The organism is Limnohabitans parvus II-B4 (genome assembly GCF_003063455.1).
Lineage (GTDB): Bacteria > Pseudomonadota > Gammaproteobacteria > Burkholderiales > Burkholderiaceae_C > Limnohabitans_A > Limnohabitans_A parvus.
This window is the reverse complement of the sequence record NZ_NESN01000002.1, coordinates 123,771-150,296: the sequence shown is the minus strand read 5'-3', so window position 1 is coordinate 150,296 and position 26,526 is coordinate 123,771. Positions and strand designations below refer to the sequence as shown.

Annotated in this window: 28 protein-coding genes and 1 riboswitch; of the genes, 14 read left to right on the top strand and 14 right to left on the bottom strand. The window is 59.9% G+C overall.

The window, feature by feature from the left end; translation table 11 throughout:
• Positions 1–8 precede the first annotated feature (8 nt).
• The gene (locus tag B9Z37_RS05305) at positions 9–1,637 is read right to left on the bottom strand and encodes a peptide chain release factor 3 (protein WP_108312012.1); all 1,629 of its coding nucleotides are present in this window, start codon (positions 1,635–1,637) and stop codon (positions 9–11) included.
• A gap of 148 nt (positions 1,638–1,785) precedes the next feature.
• A riboswitch (S-adenosyl-L-homocysteine riboswitch) is annotated at positions 1,786–1,877 on the top strand.
• Positions 1,878–1,957: 80 nt separating this feature from the next.
• Between B9Z37_RS05305 and ahcY the strand changes: the two genes are divergently transcribed.
• The 4 genes from ahcY to B9Z37_RS05285 all read left to right on the top strand — a co-directional run bounded on the left by ahcY (position 1,958) and on the right by B9Z37_RS05285 (position 6,033).
• Positions 1,958–3,391, top strand: coding sequence for an adenosylhomocysteinase (ahcY, locus tag B9Z37_RS05300; protein ID WP_108312011.1), 1,434 nt, complete (start codon positions 1,958–1,960; stop codon positions 3,389–3,391).
• 180 nt (positions 3,392–3,571) lie between these two features.
• On the top strand, positions 3,572–4,420 hold the full coding sequence (locus tag B9Z37_RS05295) for a TlyA family RNA methyltransferase (RefSeq protein WP_108312010.1): 849 nt from the start codon (positions 3,572–3,574) through the stop codon (positions 4,418–4,420).
• Between the two features lie 16 nt (positions 4,421–4,436).
• The gene (gene metF, locus B9Z37_RS05290; RefSeq protein WP_108312009.1) at positions 4,437–5,267 is read left to right on the top strand and encodes a methylenetetrahydrofolate reductase [NAD(P)H]; all 831 of its coding nucleotides are present in this window, start codon (positions 4,437–4,439) and stop codon (positions 5,265–5,267) included.
• Between the two features lie 166 nt (positions 5,268–5,433).
• Positions 5,434–6,033 (top strand): OmpW/AlkL family protein, encoded by a 600-nt coding sequence (locus B9Z37_RS05285; protein ID WP_108312008.1) that lies wholly within the window; start codon positions 5,434–5,436, stop codon positions 6,031–6,033.
• A gap of 67 nt (positions 6,034–6,100) precedes the next feature.
• Here the strand turns inward: B9Z37_RS05285 and paaE are convergent, their stop codons facing one another.
• The 6 genes from paaE to B9Z37_RS05255 form a co-directional block, all read right to left on the bottom strand.
• On the bottom strand, positions 6,101–7,204 hold the full coding sequence (gene paaE / locus B9Z37_RS05280) for a 1,2-phenylacetyl-CoA epoxidase subunit PaaE (RefSeq protein WP_108312007.1): 1,104 nt from the start codon (positions 7,202–7,204) through the stop codon (positions 6,101–6,103).
• A 24-nt stretch (positions 7,205–7,228) separates the two neighbouring features.
• Positions 7,229–7,786 (bottom strand): 1,2-phenylacetyl-CoA epoxidase subunit PaaD, encoded by a 558-nt coding sequence (gene paaD, locus B9Z37_RS05275; protein ID WP_407067220.1) that lies wholly within the window; start codon positions 7,784–7,786, stop codon positions 7,229–7,231.
• Between the two features lie 3 nt (positions 7,787–7,789).
• Positions 7,790–8,572 (bottom strand): 1,2-phenylacetyl-CoA epoxidase subunit PaaC, encoded by a 783-nt coding sequence (paaC, locus tag B9Z37_RS05270; RefSeq protein ID WP_108312525.1) that lies wholly within the window; start codon positions 8,570–8,572, stop codon positions 7,790–7,792.
• An 8-nt stretch (positions 8,573–8,580) separates the two neighbouring features.
• Positions 8,581–8,877, bottom strand: coding sequence for a 1,2-phenylacetyl-CoA epoxidase subunit PaaB (gene paaB / locus B9Z37_RS05265; protein ID WP_108312005.1), 297 nt, complete (start codon positions 8,875–8,877; stop codon positions 8,581–8,583).
• On the bottom strand, positions 8,874–9,905 hold the full coding sequence (gene paaA / locus B9Z37_RS05260) for a 1,2-phenylacetyl-CoA epoxidase subunit PaaA (RefSeq protein WP_108312004.1): 1,032 nt from the start codon (positions 9,903–9,905) through the stop codon (positions 8,874–8,876). Before paaA ends, paaB begins: the two co-directional genes overlap by 4 nt.
• A gap of 127 nt (positions 9,906–10,032) precedes the next feature.
• Positions 10,033–10,923, bottom strand: a complete 891-nt coding sequence (locus B9Z37_RS05255) for a 23S rRNA (adenine(2030)-N(6))-methyltransferase RlmJ (RefSeq protein WP_108312003.1) — start codon at positions 10,921–10,923, stop codon at positions 10,033–10,035.
• 197 nt (positions 10,924–11,120) lie between these two features.
• Between B9Z37_RS05255 and rplM the strand changes: the two genes are divergently transcribed.
• The 3 genes from rplM (at position 11,121) to erpA (ending at position 12,490) form a co-directional block, all read left to right on the top strand.
• Positions 11,121–11,552 carry a 50S ribosomal protein L13 gene (gene rplM, locus B9Z37_RS05250; RefSeq protein WP_089953382.1) on the top strand — a complete coding sequence of 144 codons (432 nt, stop codon included), beginning with the start codon at positions 11,121–11,123 and terminating at the stop codon, positions 11,550–11,552.
• Between the two features lie 11 nt (positions 11,553–11,563).
• Positions 11,564–11,956 carry a 30S ribosomal protein S9 gene (gene rpsI, locus B9Z37_RS05245; protein ID WP_108312002.1) on the top strand — a complete coding sequence of 131 codons (393 nt, stop codon included), beginning with the start codon at positions 11,564–11,566 and terminating at the stop codon, positions 11,954–11,956.
• A gap of 168 nt (positions 11,957–12,124) precedes the next feature.
• Positions 12,125–12,490, top strand: a complete 366-nt coding sequence (erpA, locus tag B9Z37_RS05240) for an iron-sulfur cluster insertion protein ErpA (RefSeq protein WP_090137811.1) — start codon at positions 12,125–12,127, stop codon at positions 12,488–12,490.
• Positions 12,491–12,522: 32 nt separating this feature from the next.
• Here erpA and B9Z37_RS05235 read toward each other — a convergent pair whose 3' ends face one another.
• Together B9Z37_RS05235 and B9Z37_RS05230 are read right to left on the bottom strand one after the other, a co-directional pair.
• A complete protein-coding gene (locus B9Z37_RS05235) occupies positions 12,523–13,659 on the bottom strand; it encodes an anhydro-N-acetylmuramic acid kinase (RefSeq protein WP_108312001.1) in 1,137 nt (378 codons plus the stop codon).
• A gap of 91 nt (positions 13,660–13,750) precedes the next feature.
• The gene (locus B9Z37_RS05230) at positions 13,751–15,217 is read right to left on the bottom strand and encodes a M23 family metallopeptidase (RefSeq protein WP_108312000.1); all 1,467 of its coding nucleotides are present in this window, start codon (positions 15,215–15,217) and stop codon (positions 13,751–13,753) included.
• Positions 15,218–15,361: 144 nt separating this feature from the next.
• On the opposite strand from B9Z37_RS05230, the gene tyrS reads away from it, so the two are divergent.
• The 5 genes from tyrS to dbpA all read left to right on the top strand — a co-directional run bounded on the left by tyrS (position 15,362) and on the right by dbpA (position 20,763).
• Positions 15,362–16,594, top strand: coding sequence for a tyrosine--tRNA ligase (gene tyrS, locus B9Z37_RS05225; RefSeq protein WP_108311999.1), 1,233 nt, complete (start codon positions 15,362–15,364; stop codon positions 16,592–16,594).
• Between the two features lie 61 nt (positions 16,595–16,655).
• Positions 16,656–17,582, top strand: coding sequence for a cation diffusion facilitator family transporter (locus B9Z37_RS05220; protein WP_108311998.1), 927 nt, complete (start codon positions 16,656–16,658; stop codon positions 17,580–17,582).
• The gene (dtd, locus tag B9Z37_RS05215) at positions 17,579–18,031 is read left to right on the top strand and encodes a D-aminoacyl-tRNA deacylase (RefSeq protein WP_108311997.1); all 453 of its coding nucleotides are present in this window, start codon (positions 17,579–17,581) and stop codon (positions 18,029–18,031) included. The genes B9Z37_RS05220 and dtd overlap by 4 nt, the downstream gene beginning before the upstream one ends.
• Before the next feature lie 38 nt (positions 18,032–18,069).
• Entirely contained in the window at positions 18,070–19,320 is a 1,251-nt protein-coding gene (locus tag B9Z37_RS05210) for a YncE family protein (RefSeq protein WP_167394330.1), read from the top strand.
• 33 nt (positions 19,321–19,353) lie between these two features.
• A complete protein-coding gene (dbpA, locus tag B9Z37_RS05205) occupies positions 19,354–20,763 on the top strand; it encodes an ATP-dependent RNA helicase DbpA (protein WP_108311995.1) in 1,410 nt (469 codons plus the stop codon).
• A gap of 219 nt (positions 20,764–20,982) precedes the next feature.
• Here dbpA and ybeY read toward each other — a convergent pair whose 3' ends face one another.
• On the bottom strand, positions 20,983–21,438 hold the full coding sequence (ybeY, locus tag B9Z37_RS05200; protein ID WP_108312524.1) for an rRNA maturation RNase YbeY: 456 nt from the start codon (positions 21,436–21,438) through the stop codon (positions 20,983–20,985).
• Between the two features lie 72 nt (positions 21,439–21,510).
• The gene (locus B9Z37_RS05195; protein WP_108312523.1) at positions 21,511–22,491 is read right to left on the bottom strand and encodes a PhoH family protein; all 981 of its coding nucleotides are present in this window, start codon (positions 22,489–22,491) and stop codon (positions 21,511–21,513) included.
• A 95-nt stretch (positions 22,492–22,586) separates the two neighbouring features.
• On the opposite strand from B9Z37_RS05195, the gene ruvA reads away from it, so the two are divergent.
• Entirely contained in the window at positions 22,587–23,162 is a 576-nt protein-coding gene (ruvA, locus tag B9Z37_RS05190; RefSeq protein WP_108311994.1) for a Holliday junction branch migration protein RuvA, read from the top strand.
• 14 nt (positions 23,163–23,176) lie between these two features.
• A complete protein-coding gene (gene ruvB, locus B9Z37_RS05185; RefSeq protein WP_090044825.1) occupies positions 23,177–24,229 on the top strand; it encodes a Holliday junction branch migration DNA helicase RuvB in 1,053 nt (350 codons plus the stop codon).
• Positions 24,230–24,273: 44 nt separating this feature from the next.
• Here ruvB and B9Z37_RS05180 read toward each other — a convergent pair whose 3' ends face one another.
• Genes B9Z37_RS05180 through ttcA form a run of 3 tightly spaced genes read right to left on the bottom strand, consistent with a single transcriptional unit; the run spans position 24,274 to position 26,523 of the window.
• Positions 24,274–24,918, bottom strand: a complete 645-nt coding sequence (locus B9Z37_RS05180; protein WP_108311993.1) for a histidine phosphatase family protein — start codon at positions 24,916–24,918, stop codon at positions 24,274–24,276.
• A 12-nt stretch (positions 24,919–24,930) separates the two neighbouring features.
• The gene (locus tag B9Z37_RS05175; protein WP_108311992.1) at positions 24,931–25,566 is read right to left on the bottom strand and encodes a DUF4136 domain-containing protein; all 636 of its coding nucleotides are present in this window, start codon (positions 25,564–25,566) and stop codon (positions 24,931–24,933) included.
• Positions 25,567–25,584: 18 nt separating this feature from the next.
• Positions 25,585–26,523 carry a tRNA 2-thiocytidine(32) synthetase TtcA gene (gene ttcA / locus B9Z37_RS05170; protein ID WP_108311991.1) on the bottom strand — a complete coding sequence of 313 codons (939 nt, stop codon included), beginning with the start codon at positions 26,521–26,523 and terminating at the stop codon, positions 25,585–25,587.
• Between the last annotated feature and the right edge of the window lie 3 nt (positions 26,524–26,526).

The following is a 26,526-nucleotide window of genomic DNA, read 5'->3' as shown; positions in this document are numbered from 1 at the left end:
TCGCCATTTCAACCCGCCGACCCCAATGCCAAGCCCGCATGCTCGCGCAGCGGGTGGAAGTGGATCTTGGGAAAGCGCTCTTGCGCCAGCCGCACGTCGTACGGGCTGGTGCACAGGTAGGCCAGCGTGCCTGCCGCGTCGAGTGACATGCGCTGCGGATAGGCGTTGGTGAATTCGCGCAGTTCGGCCGGTGTGTCGGCGGTGATCCAGCGGGCGCCGGTGTACTGGCAGCCCTCCAGGCGCACGTCGCAGTCGTATTCGGCTTTGAGGCGGTGCTGCACCACTTCAAACTGCAGCTGACCCACTGCGCCCAGCAGCATGGGGCCACCGATTTCGGGTTTGAAGACCTGGATCGCGCCTTCTTCGCCGAGTTGGTCGAGGCCGGTTTGCAGTTGTTTGGTGCGCAGCGGGTTCTTCAGGATCACGGTCATGAAGAGTTCTGGTGCAAAGAAGGGCAGGCCGGTGAATTGCAAATTCGCGCCGTCGGTGATGGTGTCGCCCAGCTGCACGCCGCCATGGGTGGTGAAGCCAATGATGTCGCCCGCGTAGGCTTCGTCCACCGCCTCGCGCCGTTGCGACAAGAAGGTGACCACGCTGGTGGGGCGCAGTTCTTTGCCGGTGCGTTGCACCTTGAGCTTCATGCCGGGGGTGTATTTGCCAGACGCCATGCGCACGAAGGCGATGCGGTCGCGGTGGTTGGCGTCCATATTGGCTTGTACCTTGAACACCACGCCCGAGAACGCGCTGTCTTCGGGCTGGATTTCTTTGACCACGGGCTGCTTGTTGACCAGCAGGTTGCTGGTGCGTGGCTTGGGCGCGGGGGCCAAATCGACCAGGGCGTCCAGCACTTCCATCACACCGAAGTTGTTCACGCCGGAGCCAAAGAACACAGGGGTTTGTTTGCCTGCCAAGAACGCCGCTTCGTCAAACGCAGGCGATGCGCCGGTGGCCAGCTCCATGCTGTCCATGGCGGTTTGCCACTCCAGGCCAAAGCGCTCGGCCAGTTGGGCTTGCTCGGTGAGGGGAATGGTTTCGAAGTCTTGCGGCAGGCGTTCGCTGCCGGAGTCAAACACGGTCATGGCCTGTGTGCGCAGATTGACGATGCCGCCGAAGCTCTTGCCCTGGCCCACGGGCCAGGTCATGGGCACACAAGGCATGCCCAGCTCGCGCTCGACTTCGTCGAGGATGTCGAGCGGGTCGCGCACTTCGCGGTCCATCTTGTTCACAAAGGTGATGATGGGCGTGTCCCGCTGACGGCAGACTTCGATCAGGCGACGGGTCTGGGCTTCCACACCGTTGGCCGCGTCAATGACCATCAGCGCCGAGTCCACGGCGGTGAGCACGCGGTAGGTGTCTTCAGAGAAGTCCTTGTGGCCGGGGGTGTCGAGCAGGTTGATGACGTGCTCGCGGTAGAGCATCTGCATGACCGACGAGGCCACCGAGATGCCACGCTGCTTTTCGATTTCCATCCAGTCGGATGTGGCGTGGCGCGAAGCTTTGCGGGCCTTGACCGAGCCGGCGATCTGGATCGCACCCGAGAACAACAGCAGCTTTTCAGTCAGCGTGGTTTTACCCGCGTCGGGGTGGGAAATGATGGCAAAAGTCCGGCGGCGCCGGGTCTCGTTGGCGTAAGTCACAAGGGGTCCTGATCGGGAAAGCGCCGCAGGGGCGCCAAGCGGGCGGCCAGGCGTGGCCGCGATGAGGGAGATTTTACTTTGTAGGAGCCCTGCCCCGAGGCGATGGCGCCGCGCCCACAGCGGTCATCCCTTGCCTTTATAATCTGGGCATTCCGAGGAGCGTTGCAGCGCCCACCAGCCCCGAAGCTGGCAGCAGGCGTGAGGCTCGGAACCTTCAAACAGCAACGACGCTCATCCACTCGACGTGCGGTGAGCCTGTATTTCCCATTCAGTGCTTTCTCCACGCGTGTGGCTTATTCACATTGCTTTGGAGCGCACACATGAATGCACCTTTGAAAACCACTGTCAACGCCGACTGCGTGATCGCCGACATCGGCCTGGCCGATTGGGGCCGCAAAGAAATCAAGATCGCCGAGACCGAAATGCCCGGTCTGATGGCCATCCGCGAAGAATTCGCCAAGTCCCAGCCCCTCAAGGGCGCGCGTATCACGGGCTCGCTGCACATGACCATCCAGACGGCTGTGCTGATCGAGACCTTGCAAGCCCTGGGTGCCAATGTGCGCTGGGCGTCTTGCAACATCTTCTCCACACAAGACCATGCCGCCGCCGCCATTGCCGCCAAAGGCACACCCGTGTTTGCCATCAAAGGCGAAACCTTGGCCGATTACTGGGATTACACCCACCGCATTTTTGACTTCGGCGCGGCAGGCACCGAAGGCGAAGGCCCCAACATGATCTTGGACGACGGCGGCGATGCCACGTTGTTGATGCACTTGGGCAAGCGCGCTGAAACCGACGCTTCTTTGATCGCTAACCCCACCAGCGAAGAAGAAACTTGTTTGTTCAACGCCATCAAAGCCAAATTGGCTGTGGACCCCACTTGGTACAGCCGCAAGGGCGCACACATCATCGGCGTGACCGAAGAGACCACCACCGGCGTATTGCGCCTGAACGAGATGGCCGCCAAGGGCAGCCTGATGTTCCGCGCCATCAACGTGAACGACTCGGTGACCAAGAGCAAGTTTGACAACCTGTACGGCTGCCGCGAATCTTTGGTGGACTCCATCAAGCGCGCGACCGACGTGATGATCGCGGGCAAAGTGGCTTGCGTGGCCGGTTACGGCGACGTGGGCAAGGGCTCGGCCCAAGCCTTGCGCGCTTTGAGCGCCCAAGTGTGGGTGACCGAGATCGACCCGATCAACGCCTTGCAAGCCGCCATGGAAGGCTACAAAGTGGTCACCATGGAATACGCCGCTGACAAGTGCGACATCTTCGTGTCGGCCACCGGCAACAAGAACGTGATCCGCTACGAGCACATGGCCGCCATGAAAGACGAAGCCATCGTTTGCAACATCGGTCACTTCGACAACGAGATCGACGTCGCTTCGCTGGAAAAGCTGGAGTGGGACGAGATCAAACCTCAGGTCGATCACATCATCTTCCCCGATGGCAAGAAGATCACCCTGCTGGCCAAAGGCCGCCTGGTGAACCTGGGTTGCGCCACGGGCCACCCCAGCTTCGTGATGTCTTCGTCGTTCGCCAACCAGACCATCGCCCAGATCGAGCTGTTCACCAAACAAGACCAGTACGAAGCCGGCAAAGTCTATGTGTTGCCCAAGCATCTGGACGAAAAAGTGGCCCGCTTGCACCTGAAAAAGGTCGGCGCGATGCTGTCCGAGTTGAGCGACGAGCAAGCCGCTTACATCGGCGTGTCCAAGAATGGTCCTTACAAGGCGGACACTTACCGTTATTGATCGGTTCGACGCCATTGCGAGCAATGGCCGGTTTTCTGGTGGGAGCGAGCCCTTGCTCGCGAATGTCAGCCGAAGCCCGGCCAGCATTCGCCCGCAGCGGCGGCCCCCACATGGTTAACAAACGGCTTTCTTCAACCATCCCCATCGTTCACTTGAACCCTCTCGTCAGAACCTCAGCACATGCGCATTGATCAACTTCTCGTCGAGCGCGGCTTGGCCGCTTCTCGCTCTCAGGCTCAGCGACTGATCGCCGGAGGCGTTCAGTGGCAGCAGCCCGACGGGACGTGGCGTGCCATCGTGAAAAACCGTGATGAAGTGCCTGAAAGCGCGGCCTTGGAGTTGCTCGACGACGCCGAGTCGCGCTATGTCTCGCGCGGCGGACTCAAACTCGAAGGTGCGTTGAAGGCCACGGGTGTCCAGGTCGAGGGCTTACGTTGCCTCGATGTGGGACAAAGTACCGGTGGGTTCACCGATTGCTTGTTGCAGCAAGGCGCAGCGCAGGTGGTCGGTATCGACGTCGGGCATGCCCAAGTGCATCCGCGCATCCGTGACGACGAGCGTGTGGTGTGCATCGAAGGTGTGAACGCCCGTGAGCTGGAGCCGGGCGACGAGCGGATTCCAGAGGCGCTGGAAGGCTTTGACCTGATGGTGGGCGATGTGTCCTTCATCTCGCTTACCTTGGTGCTGCCGGGCGTGGTGCATTTGCTCAAACCCACGGGGCGGTTGCTGATGCTGGTGAAACCCCAGTTTGAATTGCAGCCGGGCCAAGTGGGCAAGGGCGGCATCGTCAAAGACGATAGCCATTACCCTTTCATCGAAAACCGCGTGCGCACCGCCTTGACCGATCTGGGCATGCAGGTGCAGGCATGGCTGGACAGCCCGATTGAAGGCGGTGACGGGAACCATGAATTTTTTGTACAAGCCTGCTGGCCTGACCCGGCGGCTGTGTTGCCTGCGCGCGAGAAAACGCGCATGGCACACGAGGCCGATCTGGCCGCCAAGGCCTATGCCAAGGCCAATGACTATTGAATTTGAAGGTGAAGTGATGTCTGGTTCGAAATTGCCCATCAGTCTGGAATTTTTCCCACCCAAAACGCCAGATGGCGCAGAGAAGTTGCGCGTGGTGCGCCAGCAGCTTTATGGCTTGAAGCCTGAATTTTGCTCGGTGACCTATGGCGCAGGTGGCTCCACGCAAGAGGGCACGTTTGCCACCGTGGGTGCCATCTTGGGTGAAGGCGTGGCTGCGGCCTCGCACTTCTCGTGCATCGGCGCGACCAAAGCCTCGGTGCGCGCAGAGCTGGCCACTCTCAAGGCCATGGGCGTCAAGCGCTTGGTGGCTTTGCGCGGCGACTTGCCCAGCGGTTATGGCGCGGGTGGTGAGTTTCAATATGCCAGCGATCTGGTGGCTTTCATTCGGGCGGAGACCGGTGACGATTTCCACATCGAAGTGGCAGCCTACCCCGAAATTCACCCGCAAGCCAAATCGCCGGAGTCCGATTTACAGGCCTTTGCCACCAAGGTCAAAGCCGGAGCCAACTCGGCCATCACGCAATATTTCTACAACAGCGACGCGTATTTCCGCTTTGTGGACGATGCGTACAAGCTGGGCGCAGATGTGCCCATCGTGCCCGGCATCATGCCGATCACCAGCTCGACACAGTTGCTGCGCTTTTCAGACGCTTGCGGTGCCGAGATTCCCCGTTGGATCCGCTTGCGATTGCTGGGGTTTGGCGACGACATCGCCTCCATCAAAGCGTTTGGTCTCGATGTGGTGGCCGACTTGTGCGAGCAGCTCGTCAACGGCGGTGTACCTGCCTTGCATTTCTACACGATGAACCAGAGTGCAGCCACGACGGATATTTTGCGTCGGTTGTGAAGCGCACACAGCGTGTGCCTTTGACGAACTCGGTTGATGTGACGCAAGCCCACAGAAGATGGTGCGCTTGCGTGCTGAGAGGTTTGATGAACCTCAAATGAGCAGTGGTGGTGTGAGCGTCCAATGAACTTGAGCACAAAGCTCTTTGTTCATAAGGAAAATCAACATGAAAAAACAAACCATTGTTGCAGCCGTGTTGGCTGCTTGCTCTGCCACGGCGGCCATGGCGCAAGCTTCAGGTGAAGGCCTGTGGCTCATTCGGGCGCGCGCTGTGCATCTGGACATGGCCAACAAGGATGGCACGGGTTTGGGCTTGTCGGTCAACAACAAGACCATTCCTGAGGTGGATGTCAGTTACTTCTTTACCCCGAATATTGCGGCTGAACTGGTTTTGACCGTGCCGCAAAAGCAAACCGTTTCCATGGGCGGTGCATCGATTGGCACGTTCAAGCATTTGCCCCCCAGTTTGCTGCTGCAATACCACTTCACAGGCCTGAATGGGTACAAGCCTTATGTCGGTGCGGGCGTGAATTACACCAGGATCACCAGCATCAATCTGCTTGATGGCGGTGCAACATTGGAGGACCACAGCTGGGGCGGGGCTTTGCAAGTGGGCTTGGACATTCCTTTGGACAAAAACTGGTCCTTGAACTTTGACCTCAAGAAGGTTTTCATACGCTCTGATGTGTTTGTTGGCACGGCCAATCAGGGCACTTTGAAGCTCGACCCCGTTTTGGTGGGGGTGGGCCTCGGTTATCGCTTCTGACCCTGACTTGGATTCAACGCAAAACGCCCTGCATTGCAGGGCGTTGTTGATGCTTTTGAAATGGGTTTCAGCGTTCGTCGAAGCTCACCACCACCCGGTTGCTGGTGGGCCGTGCCTGGCAGGACAGGATGAAGCCTTGCTCGACTTCGGGCTTTTCGAGGGTGAAGTTTTTCTCCATCTCGGTCGTGCCTTCCACCACTTTGCAGCGGCAGGTGCAGCAGACACCGGCTTTGCACGAGTAGGGCAGGTCCAGGCCCAGTGACAAGGCGATGTCGAGGATTTTTTCATTCCGATTCATCGGCATGTCGTAGGGCTTGCCGTCCAGCACCACCGTGAGCTGGACTTCGCCTGCATCGCGTGTCCCCTGGTGGCCCAGCACGGCTTGGCTGCGTTGCTCAGGGCTGAGCGCATCGAGCGTGGGTGAGCTGAAACGCTCGGTGCGGATGCGTTCGCCTTTCACGCCAGCGCTCAGCAGCGCTTGTTCAGTGGCTTCGATCATGGCCTCGGGGCCGCACACAAACACTTCGTCCATGCTGCCCACGGGCAAAAATGCGTCGATGATGGCCTGCACTTTGGCGGCGTCGATGCGACCTTCGAGCAGGGGCACTTCTTGCGCTTGGCGTGACAGGATGTGGATCAGCGTCAGGCGGTCGGGGTAGCGGTCTTTCAGGTCTTGCAGGGCTTCGTTGAACATGACGCTGTCCATGCGGCGGTTGCCGTAGACCAGGGTGAACTTCGATTCGGGCTGGTCTTCTAGCGTGCTCGACAGGATGGACAGGATGGGCGTGATGCCCGAGCCTGCGGCAAAGCCCACCCGGTGGATGGCGCGGGGGCGCTGCACCACGAAACGGCCATCGGGCACCATCACGCGCAGGGTGTCACCGGCTTTGAGTTGGGTTGCAGCCCAGTTGGAGAACACGCCCCCCTCGACAGGTCGGATGCCCACTTCGAGCACGCCTTGCTTTTGTAGTTGGCTGCGGGCCGAGCTGATGGAGTAGCTGCGGCGCACGTCAGCGCCGTTGATGTCGGCGCGCAAGGTCAGAAATTGGCCGGGCTGAAAGTCAAAGCTGCTGCGCAGGTCTTGTGGAACCGTCAGCGAGATGGCGACGGCGCCTGCAGCTTCGGGTGTGACGCGTGCAACTTGGAGGTCATGAAAGCGGGGTGCGGACATGGTGCTTCACTGCGGCAAGGCAGCTCAGTAAGGTTTGAAGTAATCGAAAGGCTCCATGCAAGCCAAGCACCGGTAAAGTGCTTTGCAGGCGGTGGAGCCGAAATGGGAGGTTTCGGTGGTGTTGGCCGAGCCGCACTGAGGGCAGTTCACCACCTCGGGTTTGGCGCTGCGCGCCGCAAACTGCACCACGCTGGACGCGCCCGGTTTTTCGGTGGCGCAGGCGTGCGGTGGGGCGATGCCGTAGGCGCGCAGTTTGTCCTTGGCGGCTTCGGTCATCCAGTCGGTTGTCCAGGCCGGGGCCAGTTGCGTGACCACACGGCCTTGCAGCCCGTGGGCTTGCAGCAGGGCTTTCACGTCGTCCTCGATCTGGCCCATGGCCGGACATCCGCTGTAGGTCGGGGTGATGATCACTTCCAGTCCTGCGGTGCCTTCACGCACATCGCGCAGAATGCCCAGCTCGCGCAACGTGACGACCGGAATTTCCGGATCGGTCAGTGCGTCGAGCAGGTCCCAGGCGCGGTCCACATCGGCTGTCCGGGTGGGAGAAGCAGAGGACAAAGAGGCGGCCGGGGTCATTGGCATGAATTACCAGGTCGCTTCGGGGTGCGCGCGGGCCAGGCTTTGCATTTCTGCCAGAACAAAACCCAAGTGCTCCGAGTGGAGGCCTTGCTTGCCCGTGGGCACAAAGCCGCCTGCAGCGGGGCGTTGCAAGGTGGCTTCCTTCAAGGCTTCGTTCACGATCTGGTTCCAGTCGTTTTGCAGGGCCGCCATGTCGATGCCGGTGCCGGTGGCCAGCGCCGCAGCTTCTGCGGGGCTGGTGGTCCAGAACTCTTGCGTGTAGGACATGAATTGGTCGAGCGCGGTCTGCGCCTTGGTGTGCGACTCGGCGGTGCCATCGCCCATGCGCACCAGCCAGTCACGCGAGTGGCGCAGGTGGTAGCGCACTTCCTTGAGCGATTTAGCGGCTATGGCGGCCAGCTGCGCGTCTTTCGAGTTTTGCAACTGGTCCCACACCAGCACCATCAGGCTGCTGTACAAGAAGTTGCGCACGATGGTGGTGGCAAAGTCGCGGTCGCCCGCCGAGGTGGCCGCCATCAGCGGCATGTGGGGCAATTCACACAGCGTGTAGTTTTTGAAGTCAGGCACATCGCGGAAGTACGCCAGCGTGTCTTCGGTGGCACCGTTGCCTTGCAGCTCGGCCGCGTGCTGGTAAAGCATGCGGGCCTGCCCGATCAGGTCCAGGCTGTTGTTGGACAGCGCGATGTCTTCTTCAAGAATGGGGCCGTGTCCGCACCACTCGGCGTTGCGCTGTCCGAGGATCAGCGCGTTGTCGGCGAGGTGCAGCAAATAATCAATGGGTGCATTCATGGTCGCGCTCACATGTGTCCGACTTCGTCGGGGATCACGTAAAACGTTGGGTGCCGGTACACCTTGTCGCTGGCCGGATCGAAGAACTCGGGCTTGTCATTGGGTTCGCTCGCCGAGATGCTGGCCGAGGGGACGACCCAGATGCTCACGCCTTCCTGGCGGCGGGTGTAGACATCGCGAGCCATTTGCAAAGCGTGCTCGGAATCCGATGCATGCAGGCTGCCGCAGTGTTTGTGCTCCAGGCCTTGCTTGCTGCGAACAAAAACTTCCCACAGGGGCCATTCTTTGAGTGCGGGGGTGCTCATGCTGCTTCCTTCATTTGGCGTGCTTGTTGTTTTTTGGCGTGGGCCAGAGCTGCTTCGCGCACCCAAGCTCCGTCGTTCCATGCCTTGACGCGGGCGCCCAGGCGTTCCTTGTTGCAGGGTCCGTTACCGTTCACCGTGGCCCAGAACTCGTCCCAGTCGATCTGGCCGTAGTCGTGGGCTTGACGGGCTTCGTTCCATTTCAGGTCGGGGTCGGGCAAGGTCACACCCAGCACCTTGGCTTGGGGCACGGTAGCGTCCACAAATTTTTGACGCAGGTCGTCGTTGCTGATGCGCTTGATGCCCCAGCGCATGCCTTGGGCGCTGTTGGGGCTGTCGGCGTCGGGCGGCCCGAACATGGCCAGGCACTTCCACCACCAGCGGTTCACGGCGTCCTGCACCATGGTTTTTTGCTCGGCGGTGCCTTGCATCATCACCAGCAAGGCTTCGTAGCCTTGGCGCTGGTGAAAGCTTTCTTCCTTGCACACGCGCACCATGGCGCGTGCATAGGGGCCATACGAGCAGCGGCACAAGGGCACTTGGTTCATGATGGCCGCGCCATCGACCAACCAGCCGACCACGCCCACATCGGCCCAGTTGAGCGTGGGGTAGTTGAAGATGGAGCTGTATTTGGCTTTGCCGGTGTGCAGGGCGTCCAGCATTTGGTCGCGGCTGGTGCCCAAGGTCTCGGCGGCGCTGTACAGGTACAGGCCGTGACCGCCTTCGTCTTGCACTTTGGCGATCAAAATGGCTTTGCGCTTCAAGCTGGGCGCGCGGCTGATCCAGTTGCCTTCGGGCAGCATGCCGACGATTTCGCTGTGGGCGTGTTGGCTGATCTGGCGCACCAGGGTCTTGCGGTAGGCCTCTGGCATCCACTCGCGTGGCTCGATGCGGCCGTCAGCGTCGATGCGGGCGTCAAATTGGGCCTGCAAGGCGGCGTCTTGCGCGCTCAGGGCTTTGGGAACGGCCTTCAGGCCGGCCGACTTGGCGTCGTCGGATCCGTCCGGGACGCTGAAAGATTGCGTGTACATGGCTTCTCCTGCGCCTGACAGGATGGAATGATCGTGGCGCGGGAGGAAGTATAACAATTAACCGACCGATCGGTCGGTTAATTGAAGACAAAGGGATCGGGACTTTCCCTGAGCTTTGACGCGGGGGTCAGTTGGAGCCTTCCACTTTCCATTCTTTGCCGTTGCCGCGTGCCAAGGCAGGGCCGACCAAGTCGAGCGCTTTGCGGACTTGGTCTTTCAGTGTGAAGGGCGGGTTGATGACGAACATGCCGCTGGCCGTGAGGCCGCCTTCATCGCCTGGGCCGCGTCCAATGGCCAATGTGGCGTTGAGCCACGGTTTTTGAGATTGGTTGGCCAAGGTGCGCAGGCGGCGAGGCAGCTCATGCGCCTCAGGTCTTGGAATGATGGGGTACCAGACCAGGTAGGTGCCGGTAGAGAAGCGCTTGAGGTATTCCTGAATGACGTTGGCGACCTTGACGTAATCCGACTTGATTTCGTAACTGGGGTCGATCAGCACCATGGCGCGTTTCGAGCCGGTGGCTGATGGTGGCGGTGGCAGGAGTTTTTTGAGGGCCTCAAAGCCATCTTCACGACTGACGGTGATGGTGCGACCGGCTTCCAGCTGGGCGATGTTGGACATCAACGACTTGCTGTCCGTGGGGTGGAGTTCAAACAGGCGCAGCCGGTCACGCGACTCGTGGCGCATCAGTTTGTGCATCAAAAAAGGCGACCCAGGGTAGATCTTGGCCTGCCCGTTCGGGTTGAAACTGGCGATTTGCTCCAGATAGTCCTGAACGGGTTCGGGCAAGGCATCCAGTTTTTCGGCCGCAGCCAAAAGCTTGAACAGGCCGTCCTCAGCTTCCGCACCTTTTTGGGAATAGTCCCCGTCCAGGCGGTACAAACCGGCCCCGGCGTGGGTGTCAATGAGGGTGATGCCGGCCTCTTTTTGCATGAGGTGGCGCATGGTCGCGAGCAAGGTGATGTGTTTGAGCACATCGGCATGGTTGCCCGCGTGAAAAGCGTGTCGATAACTGAACATGCCTTGATGGTAACCAATAACGCCCGCAAGTCCTTGATTTTTCGTATAATAGAAGGCTTCGCAGCGATTCAGTGGTCCCGCGGCGAAGACGCCAGATGCCGCAATGCATTGGCAAATTCCCACCTAAGAGGCTCCCAAAAGAGGAGCACCGACCGTGGAAAAGGACCCGCCAAACCTTTCTTTTAAAGAGAAAACTCATGACAACAACTTTCAGCGCCAAACCCGCTGAGGTCGTGCACGAGTGGTTTGTGATTGACGCGACCGACAAGGTCCTCGGACGAGTAGCCAGCGAAGTTGCTCTCCGTTTGCGCGGCAAACACAAGGCCATTTACACGCCTCACGTCGACACCGGTGACTTCATCGTCATCATCAATGCTGCCCAGCTCAAAGTGACTGGCACAAAGACCATCGACAAAGTGTATTACCGTCACTCGGGCTATCCCGGCGGTATCACTGCAACCAACTTCCGCGACATGCAAGCCAAGCACCCTGGCCGCGCACTCGAGAAGGCTGTCAAGGGCATGCTGCCCAAGGGCCCACTCGGTTACGCCATGATCAAGAAACTCAAGGTGTATGGTGGCGCTGAGCACCCACACACCGCCCAACAGCCTAAAGTGCTGGACATCTAAGGAGCCTTGAGATGATTGGTGAATGGAACAATGGCACAGGCCGTCGCAAATCGAGCGTCGCCCGCGTGTTTCTGAAAAAAGGCACTGGCAAGATCACGGTCAACGGCAAGGACATCCAAGCCTATTTCGGCCGCGAAACTTCGATCATGATCGCCAAGCAACCCCTCATGTTGACCAACCATGCCGAAACTTTCGACATCATGATCAACGTGCACGGCGGTGGCGAATCCGGTCAAGCCGGTGCATCGCGCCACGGTATCACCCGCGCCCTGATTGACTACGACGCATCGCTCAAGCCTATGCTGAGCCAAGCTGGTTTCGTCACTCGCGACGCCCGTGAAGTCGAACGTAAAAAGGTTGGCTTCCACTCAGCCCGCCGTCGCAAGCAGTTCTCCAAGCGTTAATCCGCTTTTCTGCTTCGCCAAGAAAGCCGCACCGGTTCGCCGTGGCGGCTTTTTTGTTTGGTGCCTGAGCTGTGCAATGCCCACAAGCGCAGTAGCGTTACTGCCCGACAGCGGCCGTAATTCCCGACCAGCGCGCTATACTATTTGGCATTGAACCGGAGAAACACCATGAGCGCTGTTGCTGAAAATATCCAGACCGAAATGCCTGCCCCGATTGTCTTCACCGACAGCGCAGCAGCCAAAGTGGCTGACCTGATTGCCGAAGAAGGCAACCCTGATCTGAAACTGCGCGTGTTTGTGCAGGGTGGCGGTTGCTCTGGCTTCCAGTATGGTTTCACCTTTGACGAAATCACCAACGAAGACGACACCACGATGAGCAAGAACGGCGTGTCTTTGTTGATCGATGCCATGAGCTACCAGTACCTGATTGGTGCCGAGATCGATTACAAGGAAGACTTGCAAGGTGCGCAGTTTGTGATCAAGAACCCGAATGCCACATCGACTTGCGGCTGCGGCTCTTCTTTTTCGACCTGATTTGATGCAAGGCGAGCAGCGCTCGCCTTGCATCAACGGGGGTAAATCGCCCCCAACACACGGGCGCCTCTGGCGCCCGTGACGCTTGGCAGGCTCGATGTTTCGCGGCGCATGGTTTTGAAGGCCAGCCAGGCAAAGGCCGCTGCTTCGACTTGCAAGGGCGGCAAGCCCCGCGTTTCGCTGCTCAGCACCTGCAGCTGGGGCAAATGCAGGGCCAAGCGCGCCATGAGGTGGCCGTTCAATGCGCCACCACCACACACGATCAATGACGTTGCATCGCTGGCATAGCGCTTCACATCGCTCGCACACGCCAAAGCGGTGTATTCGGTCAGTGTGGCCTGCACGTCGATGGCCGACAAGTCGGCTCGACTTTGCACATGCTGCTCTAACCAAACCGGGTTGAACAAGTCGCGGCCAGTGCTTTTGGGGGGCGCACCATGAAGGAATGGTTCCGTCAGCAATGCCGCCAACAAGGACGCGTTGACTTGACCTGTTGCAGCCCAACCTCCATTTCTGTCGAAGGGCTGGCCGGTATGGGTGGCACACCAGAAGTCCATCAGGGCGTTGCCAGGGCCGCAGTCCCAGCCGGTCACCACGGCACCAGGGCGCAGCACGCTGATGTTGGAAATGCCGCCGATGTTGAGCACGGCCACGCACGCGTCTGGCCGTGCAAACACGCCATGGTGAAAGGCGGGCACCAAAGGCGCGCCTTGGCCACCCGCTGCCAAGTCGCGGCTGCGGAAGTCGGCCACCACATCGATGCCTGAGAGTTCGGCCAGCAAAGAAGGGTTGTTCAGCTGAAGTGTGTAACCCACAGCGGCTTGTTGCTTGGCTGCGTCGCCATCAAAAGCCAGAGGGCGGTGGCGCACGGTTTGCCCGTGCGCACCGATGGCGGTGATGTCTCGTGCTTTCAGACCACTTTGTTGCAGCAGGTCATGAACCACTTCGCCATAGTGGCGTGCAATCTGGTTGCCTGCCAAGGCGCTGAGGTGCAGTTCGTCCGGGCCACTTTGGTTGAGCGCCATCAAGGTGGCTTTGAATGGCATATCAAAGGCCACAAAGGCATGGACTTTGACTCGAATGTGCCCGTGTGCATCGATGCAGGCCAAGACGCCATCGGCGCCATCGAGTGAGGTGCCCGACATCAGGCCAATGAAGTGCTCAGTCATGTGAAGAGGCGGTCAAAGATGTGCGTGGGTGGGTTGGCTTGACGATGCCAGGCGGCTGGGCATCAAAAAAGGGCCTTGCGGCCCTCGAAGATCACTGCGCCGCGCCTTCGCGCATTTGCGCTGCGGCTTCAAGTTGTGCTCTGGCCTCAGCCGATGTGGATCTGAAGCGTGCCATGGCCGTGGGGCTGATGGGTGTGCTTTGCGCTTGCTGAATGACTTTGTCAGGGTCCATGTGCACCCCATTGACGCGGAATTCAAAGTGCAGGTGCGGGCCTGTGGACCAACCGGTGCTCCCGACGGCACCAATCGTTTGACCTTTTTGTACGCTTTGGCCAGACCGAACCAGAATTCGGCTGAGGTGGGCATAAACCGTGGAGTGGTTGCTGCCATGGCGAACAATCACCACGTTGCCAAAACCACCTTGAACGCCCGCAAATTCAACCACGCCATCGCCAACGGTTTGTGCCGGAGTGCCTGTCGGGGCCGCATAGTCCACACCCAAGTGGGCTTTCATGGTCTGGAAAATGGGGTGCAGGCGCATGCTGAAGCCACTGGTCTTGCGTGAGAAAGCCACAGGCGATGCCAGGTAGGCGCGGCTCAGGCTTTTGCCATCCAAGCTGTAATAGTTGCCTTTTTGGCCTGGCTCTTGGTGCCACACGGCTTGGTAAGTCTTGTTGCCATTGTTGAACTCGGCTGTCAATACGCGGCCAGTTCGGACGGGCTCGCCATCGGCTTCCAGCACTTCATAGACCACAGAGAATCGAGCCCCTTTGCGCAGGGTGCGGTGAAAGTCAATTTGGTTAGAAAAAATCTGGGTCAGTTGGCCAATGACGGCGTCCGGCAGTCGGGCCTCGTCGGCTGCGTCATACAAGGAGCTGGCCACCGTGCCACCCGTCATGCGGATGCTGGTGTTCATGGGTGATGTTTCCAGTGCCGCTTGCATGCCTTGGGGCGTGCGCTTGACGACCAGGCGTTGGAAAAAGGTGTCTGTGTCGTTGTTGAGCCAGCGAACAGTCAATTGGCGCAAGTGTTGTTGGCTGTCTGCTTCTGCCAGGACCGATCTGCCATCGATTCTCAAGCCTTGCTTGGCCAGCGGGTTGCTGCGCAAGAAGTTGGCTGCTTGCGGATCGACCAGGCCCAGGCGACGCAACAAACTTTCAGGCGTATCCGACGCGCGAGTGCTGTCGGTGCGTGTGAGATTGATGTCGACCAGATCGAGCGATTTCGCCTGCTCTTGCAGGCTGGCAATTTCGACGGGCATCGTCACCGTGACGATGGGTTGATCTGAAATGTCCGGGCCCAGGTTGGCAATGGCAAATGCCCCGCCACCGCCTGCCAGCAAAACGCAGGCGAGTGTGGTGCTGATGGTTTTGGGGTGTCGGCTCAACCAGCGGACACTTGCTTGGAGGGCGCGGGTCAGTTGGGGGTGTTGTCCGTCCAGCCAAGCGAGCACGCGTTGGGTGGCGATCAGCACCGCGCCCAGCACGGCGGTGCACAGGAACAGAAAACCGATGAACAGAGAGACCAGTCGGGACTGGATGGAAGAGAAAAATCGCATCAATTCGGGGGTGTTTCACAGGCCTCATGCAGGACGCCGTGAGGTGTTGTGAGGGGCGAAGTCAGGCCGCCCCTAAAATGGACGACTTGGAGAATATAGGCCATTGTACCGGTCTGTACCCATCTGACTTTAGAAAAAACCCTTATGAATCAAGCGCTTGTTACAAAATTCCCGGTCACGGACAAGACCCGTCATGCTTTGGAAGTCACCTTGCGGGGCTGTGAGGAGTTGATTCCCAAGGAGGATTGGCTGCAAAAACTGGCCAAATCTGAGGCCACAGGTGTGCCCTTGCGCATCAAGCTCGGACTGGACCCTACGGCGCCAGACATCCACATTGGTCACACCGTGGTGCTCAACAAGATGCGACAGTTGCAAGATCTGGGGCATCAGGTGATCTTTCTGATTGGTGACTTCACCAGCCTGATCGGTGACCCCTCGGGCCGCAACAGCACCCGCCCACCGCTCACGCCCGAGCAGATCAAACTCAACGCCGAGACTTACTACAAACAGGCCAGCCTGGTGCTGGATCCCTCGAAAACAGAGATTCGTTACAACAGTGAGTGGTCGCTACCATTGGGTTCGATGGGCATGATCCAGCTGGCCGCCAAGTACACCGTGGCTCGCATGATGGAGCGCAACGACTTCCATGACCGCTTCAAGGCTGGTACCCCAATTTCGGTGCACGAGTTCCTGTACCCGCTGATGCAGGGCTACGACTCGGTCGCGCTCAAGAGCGACCTGGAGCTGGGTGGCACCGACCAAAAATTCAACTTGCTGATGGGTCGTCACCTGCAGGCCGAGTACGGGCAGGAGCCGCAGTGCATTTTGACCATGCCACTGCTCGAAGGGCTGGACGGCGTGGACAAGATGTCCAAGTCGAAGAACAACTACATTGGTATTGCCGAAGAGCCCAACACCATGTTCGCCAAGGTGCTGAGTATTTCCGATGTCCTGATGTGGCGCTGGTTCACCTTGTTGTCCTTCAAGTCGATGGCCGAAATCGAGGCGTTGAAAAAGGAAGTCGAAGGCGGTCGCAACCCCAAAGACGCCAAAGTCATGCTGGCCAAGGAGATCACGGCACGTTTTCACAGCGCAGCCGCAGCCGATGCCGCCGAGCAGGATTTCATCAACCGCAGCAAGGGCGGCGTGCCTGACGACATCCCTGAAGTCTCATTGACCGGCGCGCCCTTGGGCATTGGCGCTTTGCTCAAGGCGGCCGGGCTGGCCCCATCGACCACCGAAGCTGGTCGATTGGTGGATGGCGGTGGTGTGCGTGTGGACTCCAGCGTGGTCAGCGATAAGGGACTGAAACTCGAAGCGGGCACTTACATTGTGCAAGTCGGCAAGCGCAAGTTTGCCAAGGTCACCTTGGCTTGACCAAGCGCTTGGCCCTGCAGGCGTTCATCGCGGGTTCATTTTCCAAAGGTATCCTTCGCGCATGAAAATTCTTGACTCCTGGGTGACGCCCACCCGCATGTTGTGGGCCTCTGTGGTGGTGGCGTTGATCACGATTGGCCTGAAAACGCTGGCTTGGTGGTTGACCGACTCGGTCGGCCTGCTGTCGGACGCCATGGAGTCACTGGTGAACCTGGCCAGCGCGATTTTTGGTTTGATGATGGTCACCGTGGCGGCTATGCCTGCCGATGACGACCACCCTTACGGGCACCACAAAGCGGAATATTTTTCTTCGGGTTTTGAGGGCATTCTCATTTTGGTGGCCGCTTTGGGCATCATTTGGGCCGCCGCCCATCGCATTTTTGACCCGCAACCCATAGAACAAGTGGGTTTGGGCTTGGCTTTGTCGGTGGGCAGTTCGGCCCTGAACGGCTTGTTGGCCTGGCTGATGTTTCGCGCTGCCAAACAGCACCGCTCGCTGGCGCTGGAGGCGGACGCCCGGCATCTGGTGACCGATGTCTGGACGTCAGCCGGCGTGGTGATGGGCATCGCTTTGGTCAGCGTGACCGGCTGGTTGTGGCTGGACGCGCTGGTGGCCATTGGCGTGGCCCTGAACATCCTGAAGGAAGGCTGGCACCTGATTTGGGTGTCTTCACAAGGGTTGATGGACGAAGCACTGGAGCCTGAGGTTTTGGCCGAAGTGCAAAAAGTGCTGGATGGTTTCGCACACCAACGAGGCGAAGTGGAAATCATCCGCTTTGACCACCTGCACACCCGCAAAGCCGGGCAGCGGCGTTTTGTCGATGTGCACATGCACATGCCTGCGAGCTGGACATTGGGGCGCGCGGCGGCATTGCGCGGCAGCGTCGAGCAAGCCTTGATGAGCGAGGTGCCCGGACTGCGCGCCACCATCCAACTTTTGCCCAGCGATGTGGAAGCGCATTTTCACGATGCCCGGGATTTGAAATGATTGCGGTTTTGCAGCGCGTGAGCGAAGCCAGCGTGCGGGTGGATGGCACCGTGATCGGCCAGATTGGCGCGGGCTTGCTGGTGCTGTTGTGCGCAGAAAAGGGCGATACCGATGATGTGGCCGACAAAATGCTCGCCAAGATCCTCAAGCTGCGCATCTTCGGTGACGACGCTGGCAAGATGAATTTGAGCGTGCAGGACGTGCAGGGTGGGTTGCTGGTGGTCAGCCAGTTCACTTTGGCTGCAGATGTGGCTTCGGGGACCCGTCCGGGTTTTTCGGCGGCTGCTGCACCCGAAGAAGGTCGGCGACTTTATGACCACTTCGTGGCCCGCGCACAGCAGTTGCATGCGGTGGTTCAGACCGGGCGTTTCGCAGCCGACATGAAGGTCGCTTTGGTCAATGATGGCCCGGTGACAATCCCCATGACGATGCGCGCCTCCGGGGCTTGAGCAAACAATGGATGGCTGATTTTTGTGAGTTCTTCAAAATGAAAAAACTTTTTTGGACCGGGTGTATTACCGGCATGTTGTGGGTGTTTGGCGCGCAGGCGCAAGAGTCATTGGTTCGCGTGGGGCGTATCCAGGCGCTGGGCAAGACAAATGCCCCCCAGGACATCTATGACGTGCGGATTCAATCCCCCAAGTCCGCGATGTTTTCGCAAGATGGCAAAAAGCTCTACATCAATGCCCTGGAAGGCGGGCAAACGCTGGTTTACAGTTTTCCAGACCTGCAACCGCTGCGGTCGATTGACCATACATTTGGCCCCGCAGATGCTGCGCTTTTCCAAAACGAAACCACGGTCTTCGGTTACCCCTATTTCCATGGCAAAGCCGGACAGTACAACCACTTCCTAGGCAAGCCCGTTGAAATGGCAATGTCGCACAACGGCAAATACCTCTGGGTGCCGTATTACCGACGCAGCTTTGACCTGAACGCCTCGTCGCCATCGGCGTTGGCCATCATTGACATGCAAACCGACAAGGTGGTGCGGGTCATGCCCACAGGTCCCTTGCCCAAATATGTCGCCATTTCTCCTGATTCCCGGCAAGCGGTGGTGACCCATTGGGGCGACAACACACTGGGCGTTCTGGACATCAGCGCAGAGCATCCCAAAGACTTCCGTTACAGCGGACACTGGGTGGTGGAGCGCAAATTGCCCACGGAAGGCATCAAAGGCAACCGGGACAACAATTGCGGATTTTGTTTGCGCGGCACGGTTTATACGCCAGATGGGCAGACCGTGTTGGTGGCCCGCATGGGGGGTGGTGGCGTGGCTGGTTTCGATGCTGCAACAGGGCGTTACTTGGGGACTGTGACCGACATCGTGCCCAATCCCCGGCATATGGTGGTCAGTCACGATGGACGCACCCTGTATGTCAGTGGCAACCAAAGTGGGCTGGTGGGGCGTTACGACCTCGCGGCCGTGGTGCAAGCCCTCAAGGCCGCTGGCGCGCAACGCGTTGCAGGTCCTGGAGGTCGCAGTTTGAGTGTGGGCATGGGGGTTCGCACCATCGAACTGAGCCCAGATCAGCGCAGTCTCTATGCCGCCATCAACAACGAAGCCAAACTGGTGAAAGTGGATTTGGCTTCATGGTCGGTGGTCGCGCGCAGCGATGTGGACCCATTTACCGTCGGTTTGGCGGTCAGTCCGGATGGCAAGACCATCGTGACGACCAGCCAAGGGCGTGAGATGGTGGGTGGCTACTCGGTCGGCTTGTACAGAGACGCGGCACGTTGACCTTGCCTACAGCCGGAGAACGATAATCCCCGGATGACTGCAACTTCTCCTGCCGCGACATCGACTCGCTTTGACCAGCTCACGCTGGCGCCTGCCACCCTTCAAAACCTCGAGCAACTGGGCTACACCCAGATGACGCCCATCCAGGCGGCCAGCTTGCCACTGACGCTGGCAGGGCAAGATTTGATTGCCCAAGCCAGCACCGGCAGTGGCAAAACAGCCGCTTTTGGCTTGCCTCTGATTGAGCGCCTGCAAAGCGCTGGCTCACCCAGTGCCGCCATTCAGGCGGTCATCTTGTGCCCCACCCGCGAGTTGGCAGATCAGGTCACCCAAGAAATCCGTCGCTTGGCCCGTGCCCGACAAAACGTGAAGGTTGTCACCTTGTGCGGTGGCGTGGCTTTGAGAGGCCAGACCGTTAGCCTGGAGCATGGCGCCGATGTCGTGGTGGGCACGCCCGGCCGCATCCTGGACCACTTGGAGCGCGGCTCGCTGAGTTTGGCGGGTGTGAACACGCTGGTGCTGGACGAGGCCGACCGCATGCTGGACATGGGCTTTTTTGACGACATCGCCAAGGTGGTGCGCCAGTGCGCCAAAGACCGCCAGACGCTGCTGTTCTCCGCCACTTACCCCGAGGGCATCGCCAAGTTGGCGGCGCAGTTCATGCGCTCGCCGCAGACGGTGAAAGTCGAGGCGCAGCACAGCGCACACAAAATCCGGCAGGTGTTTTACGAGGTGGGTGAGACCCAGCGGCTGGATGCCGTGTCCAAACTGCTGGCCCATTTCCGCCCCGAGCGCACGCTCGCTTTTTGCAACACCAAGCAGCAATGCCGCGATCTGGTGGCGGTGCTGCAGGCGCAGGGTTACAGCGCGCTGGCGCTGTTTGGTGAGTTGGAGCAGCGCGAACGTGACCAGGTGCTGGTGCAGTTCTCCAACCGCAGTTGTTCGGTGCTGGTGGCCACCGATGTGGCCTCTCGCGGACTGGATGTGGAAGGGCTCGAAGCCGTGATCAACGTGGACGTGACGCCCGACCCGGAAATCCACATCCACCGGATTGGCCGCACGGGCCGTGGCGATGCCGAGGGCTTGGCGCTCACGCTGGCCAGCATGGACGAGATGGGCTCGGTCGGCAAGATCGAGGTGATGCAAGGCCGCGAATCCAACTGGGAGCCTTTGTCGGGCTTGACGCCTGCCGCAGGTGGACCTTTGCAGCCGCCTATGCGGACGCTGCAGATCGTGGGTGGCCGCAAAGAAAAAATTCGCGCTGGCGACGTGATGGGCGCGTTGGCGGGCGAATGTGGTTTGACCCGTGAGCAGGTCGGCAAGATCAATGTGAACGAGTTCTCCACCTATGTGGCGGTTCAGGCTGAACTGGCCAAAAAGGTGGAGGCGCAGCTGTCACACGGCAAGATCAAGGGCAAGAGTGTGAAGGTGCGGTTGCTCTGATTGTTTTTTGAGAGCGGTGAATGGGGCGATGCGGCGGGCACCTCATGACGGGGTACCGAAAATCGGCGCCCGCCGCATCGCCCCATTCCCCTTGGTGTTCATTGGAAAACCTAAGAGTGTTTCACGCCCACAACGGTTTCGGTTTGGGTAGGGCCGGGTGACGATTTTCGGTACCCCGTCATGAGGAATCCGGCCCTACCCAAACCGAAACCTCACTCGTTATCGATAGGGATTTTTCAACCCCAATCCCGCCAAAATGGCCACCTCATAGGCCTCCATCTCCTCAGCATCGGCTTCGCTGGTCTCGTGGTCCCAGCCTTGGGCGTGCAAGGTGCCGTGCACCAGCAAATGCGCGTAATGCGCTGCCAGGGTCTTGCCTTGCTCCTTGGCCTCGCGTGCCACCACCGGGGCACACAGCACCAGGTCGGCCATCACCACAGGTTCTTGCGCATAGTCAAATGTCAGCACATTCGTGGCGTAGTCTTTTTTGCGGTAACTCTGGTTCAGCGCACGGCCCTCTTCCTCGCCCACGATGCGCACCGTGATTTCGGCGTCATCGGCCAGTGCGTGCCGAATGGCGCGAGTCACCGCGTGGCGGGGCAGGGCGGCACGGTGACGGGCTGCGTAGGGAATGTCACCGAATTGCAGCGACAGTTGGAGTTGTTTCAGGGCCATATTGATCTTGTGGAGCTTGTTCAAAGAGGGGCGCAGGGGCATGCGTGAGAATGCCGTGATGCCGCTGGCAGGTCAATCGTCGGTGGGCAAAGGCTTGCGGCGGGTGGTCACGCCCGCGCGCAGCGCGGCGCTGCCTTGCGCATCGTAGGCGTCAACGATGCGGGCCACCAGCGGGTGTCGCACCACGTCGGCGCTGCTGAACCGCGTGAAGGCGATGCCCTTGACGCGCTTGAGCACCCGCTCCGCATCGATCAGTCCACTCAGTTGCCCTTTGGGCAAGTCGATCTGGCTCACATCGCCTGTGACCACCGCCTTGGCCCCAAAGCCAATGCGCGTCAAAAACATCTTCATCTGCTCGGTGCTGGTGTTTTGAGCCTCGTCCAGAATCACAAAGGCGTTGTTCAGCGTGCGCCCGCGCATGAAGGCCAGCGGCGCAATCTCGATCGCGTTGCGCTCAAACGCCTTTTGCACCTTGTCGTAACCCATCAGGTCATACAGCGCGTCGTACAGCGGGCGCAAATACGGGTCCACCTTTTGTGACAGGTCGCCGGGCAAAAAACCCAGTCGTTCGCCCGCTTCGACGGCCGGGCGTGTCAGCACGATGCGCTGCACGCTGGCGCGTTCCAGGGCGTCCACCGCGCAGGCCACGGCCAAATAGGTCTTGCCAGTGCCCGCAGGCCCGATGCCAAAGCTGATGTCGTGGGTGGCGATGCTTTCCAGGTACGCAGCCTGCACTGGCGTGCGGGCCTTCAGGTCGGCTCGGCGAGTTTGCAAGGCGGGCAGGTCGGCTTCTTCGCCCCCGCTGTCGCCCACCAGCATGAGCTGCACCATGTCCGGGGCAATGGGGCGGTCGGCCCGCTCGTAAATCGCCTGCAAAATCTCCATGGCCCGCATGGCCACGGCCTTGGGGCCGTCCACTTTGAATTGCTCATGACGGTGCGCAATGCTCACTTGCAAGCCCGCTTCGATGGTGCGCAGGTGGGCGTCCATGGGCCCGCACAGGTGCGACAAGCGGGTATTGTTGTGCGGGATAAAAGTGTGTCTGACGATCAAGTGGATAATCCTGTTCGTGGTGGTTTCGACCGGTTTGTTGCAGGCCGCGGAGCCCTGATTTTCCTCTATACCGCGCAACCCAAGGGCTTCCCTCCATGATTGGCAAACTCACCGGCATCCTGAGCGACAAAAACCCACCCGAGGTGATCGTGGACTGCCATGGCGTGGGCTACGAAGTCAATGTGCCCATGAGCACGTTCTACAACTTGCCTGCCACGGGTGAAAAAGTCAGTCTGGTCACGCACTTTGTGGTGCGTGAAGACGCGCAAATTCTCTACGGTTTTGCCACCTTGAGCGAGCGCGAGGCCTTCCGCCAGCTCATCAAAATTTCCGGTGTCGGCCCCCGCACGGCACTCAGCGTGCTGTCGGGCATGAGCGTGACCGACTTGGCGCAAGCCATCACCACGCAAGAAGTCGGGCGTCTGGTCAAGGTGCCTGGCATTGGCAAAAAGACCGCCGAGCGCCTGCTGCTCGAACTCAAGGGCAAGCTGGGTGGTGACTTGGGCGGCTTGTTTGCGGTCAATACCCCCGATGCGCAAAGCGACATCCAGCAGGCTTTGCTGGCGCTCGGTTACAGCGACAAAGAAGCAGCGGCTGCACTCAAGAGCTTGCCTGTCGACGTGGGCGTGAGCGACGGCATCAAGCTGGCACTCAAAGCCCTGAACAAATGAAGATGAACTGAGCCATGAGCATCCGCACCGACGATTTCGCCCCCCAACCCGAACCCCGGGTCATTTCAGCGGCCCCCGTGTCCCACCAAGAAGAGGCCATTGAGCGCGCCCTGCGCCCCAAACTGCTCGACGAATACGTCGGCCAGGTCAAGGTGCGCGAGCAGCTGGAAATTTTCATCAGCGCCGCCAAGATGCGCGAAGAACCGCTGGACCATGTGCTGCTGTTTGGCCCGCCTGGCTTGGGCAAAACGACGCTCAGCCACATCATCGCGGCCGAGTTGGGCGTGAACCTGCGCCAGACCAGCGGACCGGTGCTCGAAAAGCCCAAAGACCTGGCCGCGCTATTGACGAATCTGGAGCGCAACGATGTGCTCTTCATCGACGAGATCCATCGCCTCTCGCCTGTGGTCGAGGAAATCTTGTACCCCGCGCTCGAGGACTACCAGATCGACATCATGATCGGCGAAGGCCCGGCGGCCCGCAGCATCAAGCTCGACTTGCAACCCTTCACTCTGGTGGGCGCGACCACCCGTGCGGGCATGCTCACCAACCCGCTGCGCGACCGCTTTGGCATCGTGTCGCGGCTGGAGTTCTACACCCCTGAAGAGCTGACTCGCATCGTGACCCGCAGCGCCGGTTTGCTCAAAGCGCCGATTGACCCGGAAGGCTCGTTTGAGATCGCCCGCCGTTCACGTGGCACACCGCGCATCGCCAACCGTTTGCTGCGCCGGGTGCGTGACTATGCCGACGTGAAGGGCGACGGCACCATCCACAAAGGCCTCGCACAAAAAGCCCTGGTCATGCTGGACGTGGACCCTGAAGGCTTCGACCTGATGGACCGCAAACTGCTCGAAGCGGTGATTCACCGATTTGATGGCGGCCCGGTCGGCCTGGACAACATCGCCGCCAGCATCGGTGAAGAGCGCGACACGATCGAAGACGTGATCGAGCCGTATTTGATCCAGCAAGGTTATTTGCAGCGCACACCACGGGGGCGCATGGCCACGCTGGCGGCTTTCAGGCATTTGGGTGTGACGCCACCGAAATCGTTTGGTGAACGGATTTAAAGCCTGAAGCCATCGAGGGCTGCCGGTCGACGGCCCTCAAGGCTTCAGACCGAGGTTTCGTCTTTCCCCAGTGCAGCCAGATGGGTGGTGTCGCCCCAGCCGACCAAGGAAAGCCCTTGCGGCGTCCACAGCAGCCGGTTGACGGCGGTGTTGGTCAGTTGCCAGGTGCGAGGTGCTTGCAGTTCAAGGCGGGTGGCTGCGCGGTACAGGATGTCCATCACGCCGCCATGGGCCACCATCACGACTTGCTGGCCAGGGTGCCGGGCTGCCAGCTCGTCCACGGTGGCCACAATCCGTTCGCGCAACGCGATCAGGGATTCACCGCCGTCAGGCGGCGTCCAGTCCGGCGTGCGTTTGCGCCAGTGCCAGGCGTGCTCGGGCAACTCGACTTCGATCTCGGCAAAGGTGCGCCCCTGGAACGCACCAAAGTGACGCTCGCGCAGGCCGACATGTGTGGTCACGCTTTGACCGACAAGCTGCGCAACCGCCTGGGCCGTGGTATGGGCGCGAGACAGGTCGCTGGCGTAAATCGCATCGATGGCATCACGCTGCACCAGCGCCCGGGCCAAATGCTGGGCTTGGCGCAAGCCCACGTCGTTGAGCGGGATGTCCAGATGGCCTTGCAAGCGTGTGTCCACGTTCCAGGCGGTTTCTCCGTGGCGAATCGCCAGAATGCGGGTGGGTTCCATGAAGTCCTAGGTTCAGCGCGGCAGTTCGATGTTGACCCGGCGCAAGCCTGCAGGCGGGTTGGGGAAGTTGGCCAGTGCGGCCTGAAACAGGGTGGCAAAAATCGGCACGCTGTCGCTCCATGGGCCCGCGTGGCTGGCGCGGGTTTCGTAGACCACTTGGCCTGATTTCAAATCGCGCATGACCAAGCTGACCTCGCGGCGGTACTGCGTGGGCGGCGGAAAGCGCATGCCCGTGCCCAGTCCGATGTGCGAGCCAGCACCAATGCCAATACCAATGCCGACGCTGCCGTAAGGTGTCCAGCCCGGCCCGATCGGGCGTCCCCAAGGGTCTGCCTGGTATTGCGTGCCACTGAAGCCCACCATCACGCTCAGGCTGGCACCCGCATCGTCGCGCACCAAACCCACAGCCGTCATGGCGGCTTGTGCTTGTTGCTCGGCCAGTCCGGCCTCGGGGTTGTTGACCTGTGACGGCAGGCGCTCAAAGCGGTATCGGGCGCCTTGCAAGCTCATGCCCGACGGCACGGCTGCCACCGAGACGACATCACTGTCGACCAGACGCATCGAGGCGCAGCCCGTCAAAAGCGTCAAGGCCAGTGCGGCCATGGCCAACGACAAGCGCCGAGTGAGTGGCTGTGAGCTTTTGCGCATGACCCGTTCTCCTGAGGTTTACACCGAGATGACCTGGATGCCCGGTAAGGACGCTTCCTTGAACTCTTCTTCGTCAAAGGCTTTGTCGCCCGCCTCATCGGCGATGCCGGTGATCTTCAGGTCTTTGAAGCCGTGCAGCTTGGCATCCATCAAATGCGAGGGCACGACATTTTGCAGGGCAGCAAACATGTTTTCAATGCGACCAGGGTGCTTCTTTTGCCACTCGCGCAGCATGTTGCCCACCTGCAGGCGTTGCAGGTTTTCCTGGCTGCCGCACAGGGTGCACGGGATGATGGGGAACTGTCGGTGCTCTGCCCAACGGATCAAATCGGATTCGGCCACATAGGCCAGTGGGCGAATGACCATGAACTCGCCGTTGTCGCTCACCAACTTCGGGGGCATGCCTTTGAGCTTGCCGCCAAAGAACATGTTCAAGAAGAAGGTTTGCAGCATATCGTCGCGGTGGTGGCCCAGCGCCAGCTTGTTGCATTTGAGCTCACGCGCCACGCGGTACAAAATGCCCCGGCGCAGACGCGAGCACAGGCTGCACATGGTCTTGCCTTCGGGAATTTTGTCTTTCACGATCGAGTACGTGTCTTGCGTCTCGATGTGGAACTCCACGCCCAGCTCTTTCAAATACGCAGGCAGGATGTGATCCGGGAAGCCCGGCTGCTTTTGGTCGAGGTTGACCGCCACCAGCTCGAAGTCGACCGGAGCGCGGGCTTTCATCTTGAGCAAGATGTCGAGCATGCCGTAGCTGTCTTTGCCGCCCGACATGCAGACCATGATGCGGTCGCCCGCCTCGATCAGGTTGAAGTCGCTGATGGCCTGGCCCACTTGGCGGCACAGCCGTTTTTCGAGCTTGTGGGTTTCGCGTTCGATCTTGACGGCCTTGGCGGCCGCTTCGCTGGCTTGGGCTTCAGCGTCCACCCAGGTGTTTTCAGTTGTTGTGTTCATGGG

Excerpts from the sequence above, each read along its gene's own strand:
- ahcY (WP_108312011.1), top strand. The coding sequence starts at position 1,958 with ATGAATGCACCTTTGAAAACCACTGTCAACGCCGACTGCGTGATCGCC.
- B9Z37_RS05295 (WP_108312010.1), top strand. The coding sequence starts at position 3,572 with ATGCGCATTGATCAACTTCTCGTCGAGCGCGGCTTGGCCGCTTCTCGC.
- metF (WP_108312009.1), top strand. The coding sequence starts at position 4,437 with ATGTCTGGTTCGAAATTGCCCATCAGTCTGGAATTTTTCCCACCCAAA.
- B9Z37_RS05285 (WP_108312008.1), top strand. The coding sequence starts at position 5,434 with ATGAAAAAACAAACCATTGTTGCAGCCGTGTTGGCTGCTTGCTCTGCC.
- paaE (WP_108312007.1), bottom strand. The coding sequence starts at position 7,204 with ATGTCCGCACCCCGCTTTCATGACCTCCAAGTTGCACGCGTCACACCC.
- paaD (WP_407067220.1), bottom strand. The coding sequence starts at position 7,786 with ATGCCAATGACCCCGGCCGCCTCTTTGTCCTCTGCTTCTCCCACCCGG.
- paaC (WP_108312525.1), bottom strand. The coding sequence starts at position 8,572 with ATGAATGCACCCATTGATTATTTGCTGCACCTCGCCGACAACGCGCTG.
- paaB (WP_108312005.1), bottom strand. The coding sequence starts at position 8,877 with ATGAGCACCCCCGCACTCAAAGAATGGCCCCTGTGGGAAGTTTTTGTT.
- paaA (WP_108312004.1), bottom strand. The coding sequence starts at position 9,905 with ATGTACACGCAATCTTTCAGCGTCCCGGACGGATCCGACGACGCCAAG.
- B9Z37_RS05255 (WP_108312003.1), bottom strand. The coding sequence starts at position 10,923 with ATGTTCAGTTATCGACACGCTTTTCACGCGGGCAACCATGCCGATGTG.
- rplM (WP_089953382.1), top strand. The coding sequence starts at position 11,121 with ATGACAACAACTTTCAGCGCCAAACCCGCTGAGGTCGTGCACGAGTGG.
- rpsI (WP_108312002.1), top strand. The coding sequence starts at position 11,564 with ATGATTGGTGAATGGAACAATGGCACAGGCCGTCGCAAATCGAGCGTC.
- erpA (WP_090137811.1), top strand. The coding sequence starts at position 12,125 with ATGAGCGCTGTTGCTGAAAATATCCAGACCGAAATGCCTGCCCCGATT.
- B9Z37_RS05235 (WP_108312001.1), bottom strand. The coding sequence starts at position 13,659 with ATGACTGAGCACTTCATTGGCCTGATGTCGGGCACCTCACTCGATGGC.
- B9Z37_RS05230 (WP_108312000.1), bottom strand. The coding sequence starts at position 15,217 with ATGCGATTTTTCTCTTCCATCCAGTCCCGACTGGTCTCTCTGTTCATC.
- tyrS (WP_108311999.1), top strand. The coding sequence starts at position 15,362 with ATGAATCAAGCGCTTGTTACAAAATTCCCGGTCACGGACAAGACCCGT.
- B9Z37_RS05220 (WP_108311998.1), top strand. The coding sequence starts at position 16,656 with ATGAAAATTCTTGACTCCTGGGTGACGCCCACCCGCATGTTGTGGGCC.
- dtd (WP_108311997.1), top strand. The coding sequence starts at position 17,579 with ATGATTGCGGTTTTGCAGCGCGTGAGCGAAGCCAGCGTGCGGGTGGAT.
- B9Z37_RS05210 (WP_167394330.1), top strand. The coding sequence starts at position 18,070 with ATGAAAAAACTTTTTTGGACCGGGTGTATTACCGGCATGTTGTGGGTG.
- dbpA (WP_108311995.1), top strand. The coding sequence starts at position 19,354 with ATGACTGCAACTTCTCCTGCCGCGACATCGACTCGCTTTGACCAGCTC.
- ybeY (WP_108312524.1), bottom strand. The coding sequence starts at position 21,438 with ATGGCCCTGAAACAACTCCAACTGTCGCTGCAATTCGGTGACATTCCC.
- ruvA (WP_108311994.1), top strand. The coding sequence starts at position 22,587 with ATGATTGGCAAACTCACCGGCATCCTGAGCGACAAAAACCCACCCGAG.
- ruvB (WP_090044825.1), top strand. The coding sequence starts at position 23,177 with ATGAGCATCCGCACCGACGATTTCGCCCCCCAACCCGAACCCCGGGTC.
- B9Z37_RS05180 (WP_108311993.1), bottom strand. The coding sequence starts at position 24,918 with ATGGAACCCACCCGCATTCTGGCGATTCGCCACGGAGAAACCGCCTGG.
- B9Z37_RS05175 (WP_108311992.1), bottom strand. The coding sequence starts at position 25,566 with ATGCGCAAAAGCTCACAGCCACTCACTCGGCGCTTGTCGTTGGCCATG.
- ttcA (WP_108311991.1), bottom strand. The coding sequence starts at position 26,523 with ATGAACACAACAACTGAAAACACCTGGGTGGACGCTGAAGCCCAAGCC.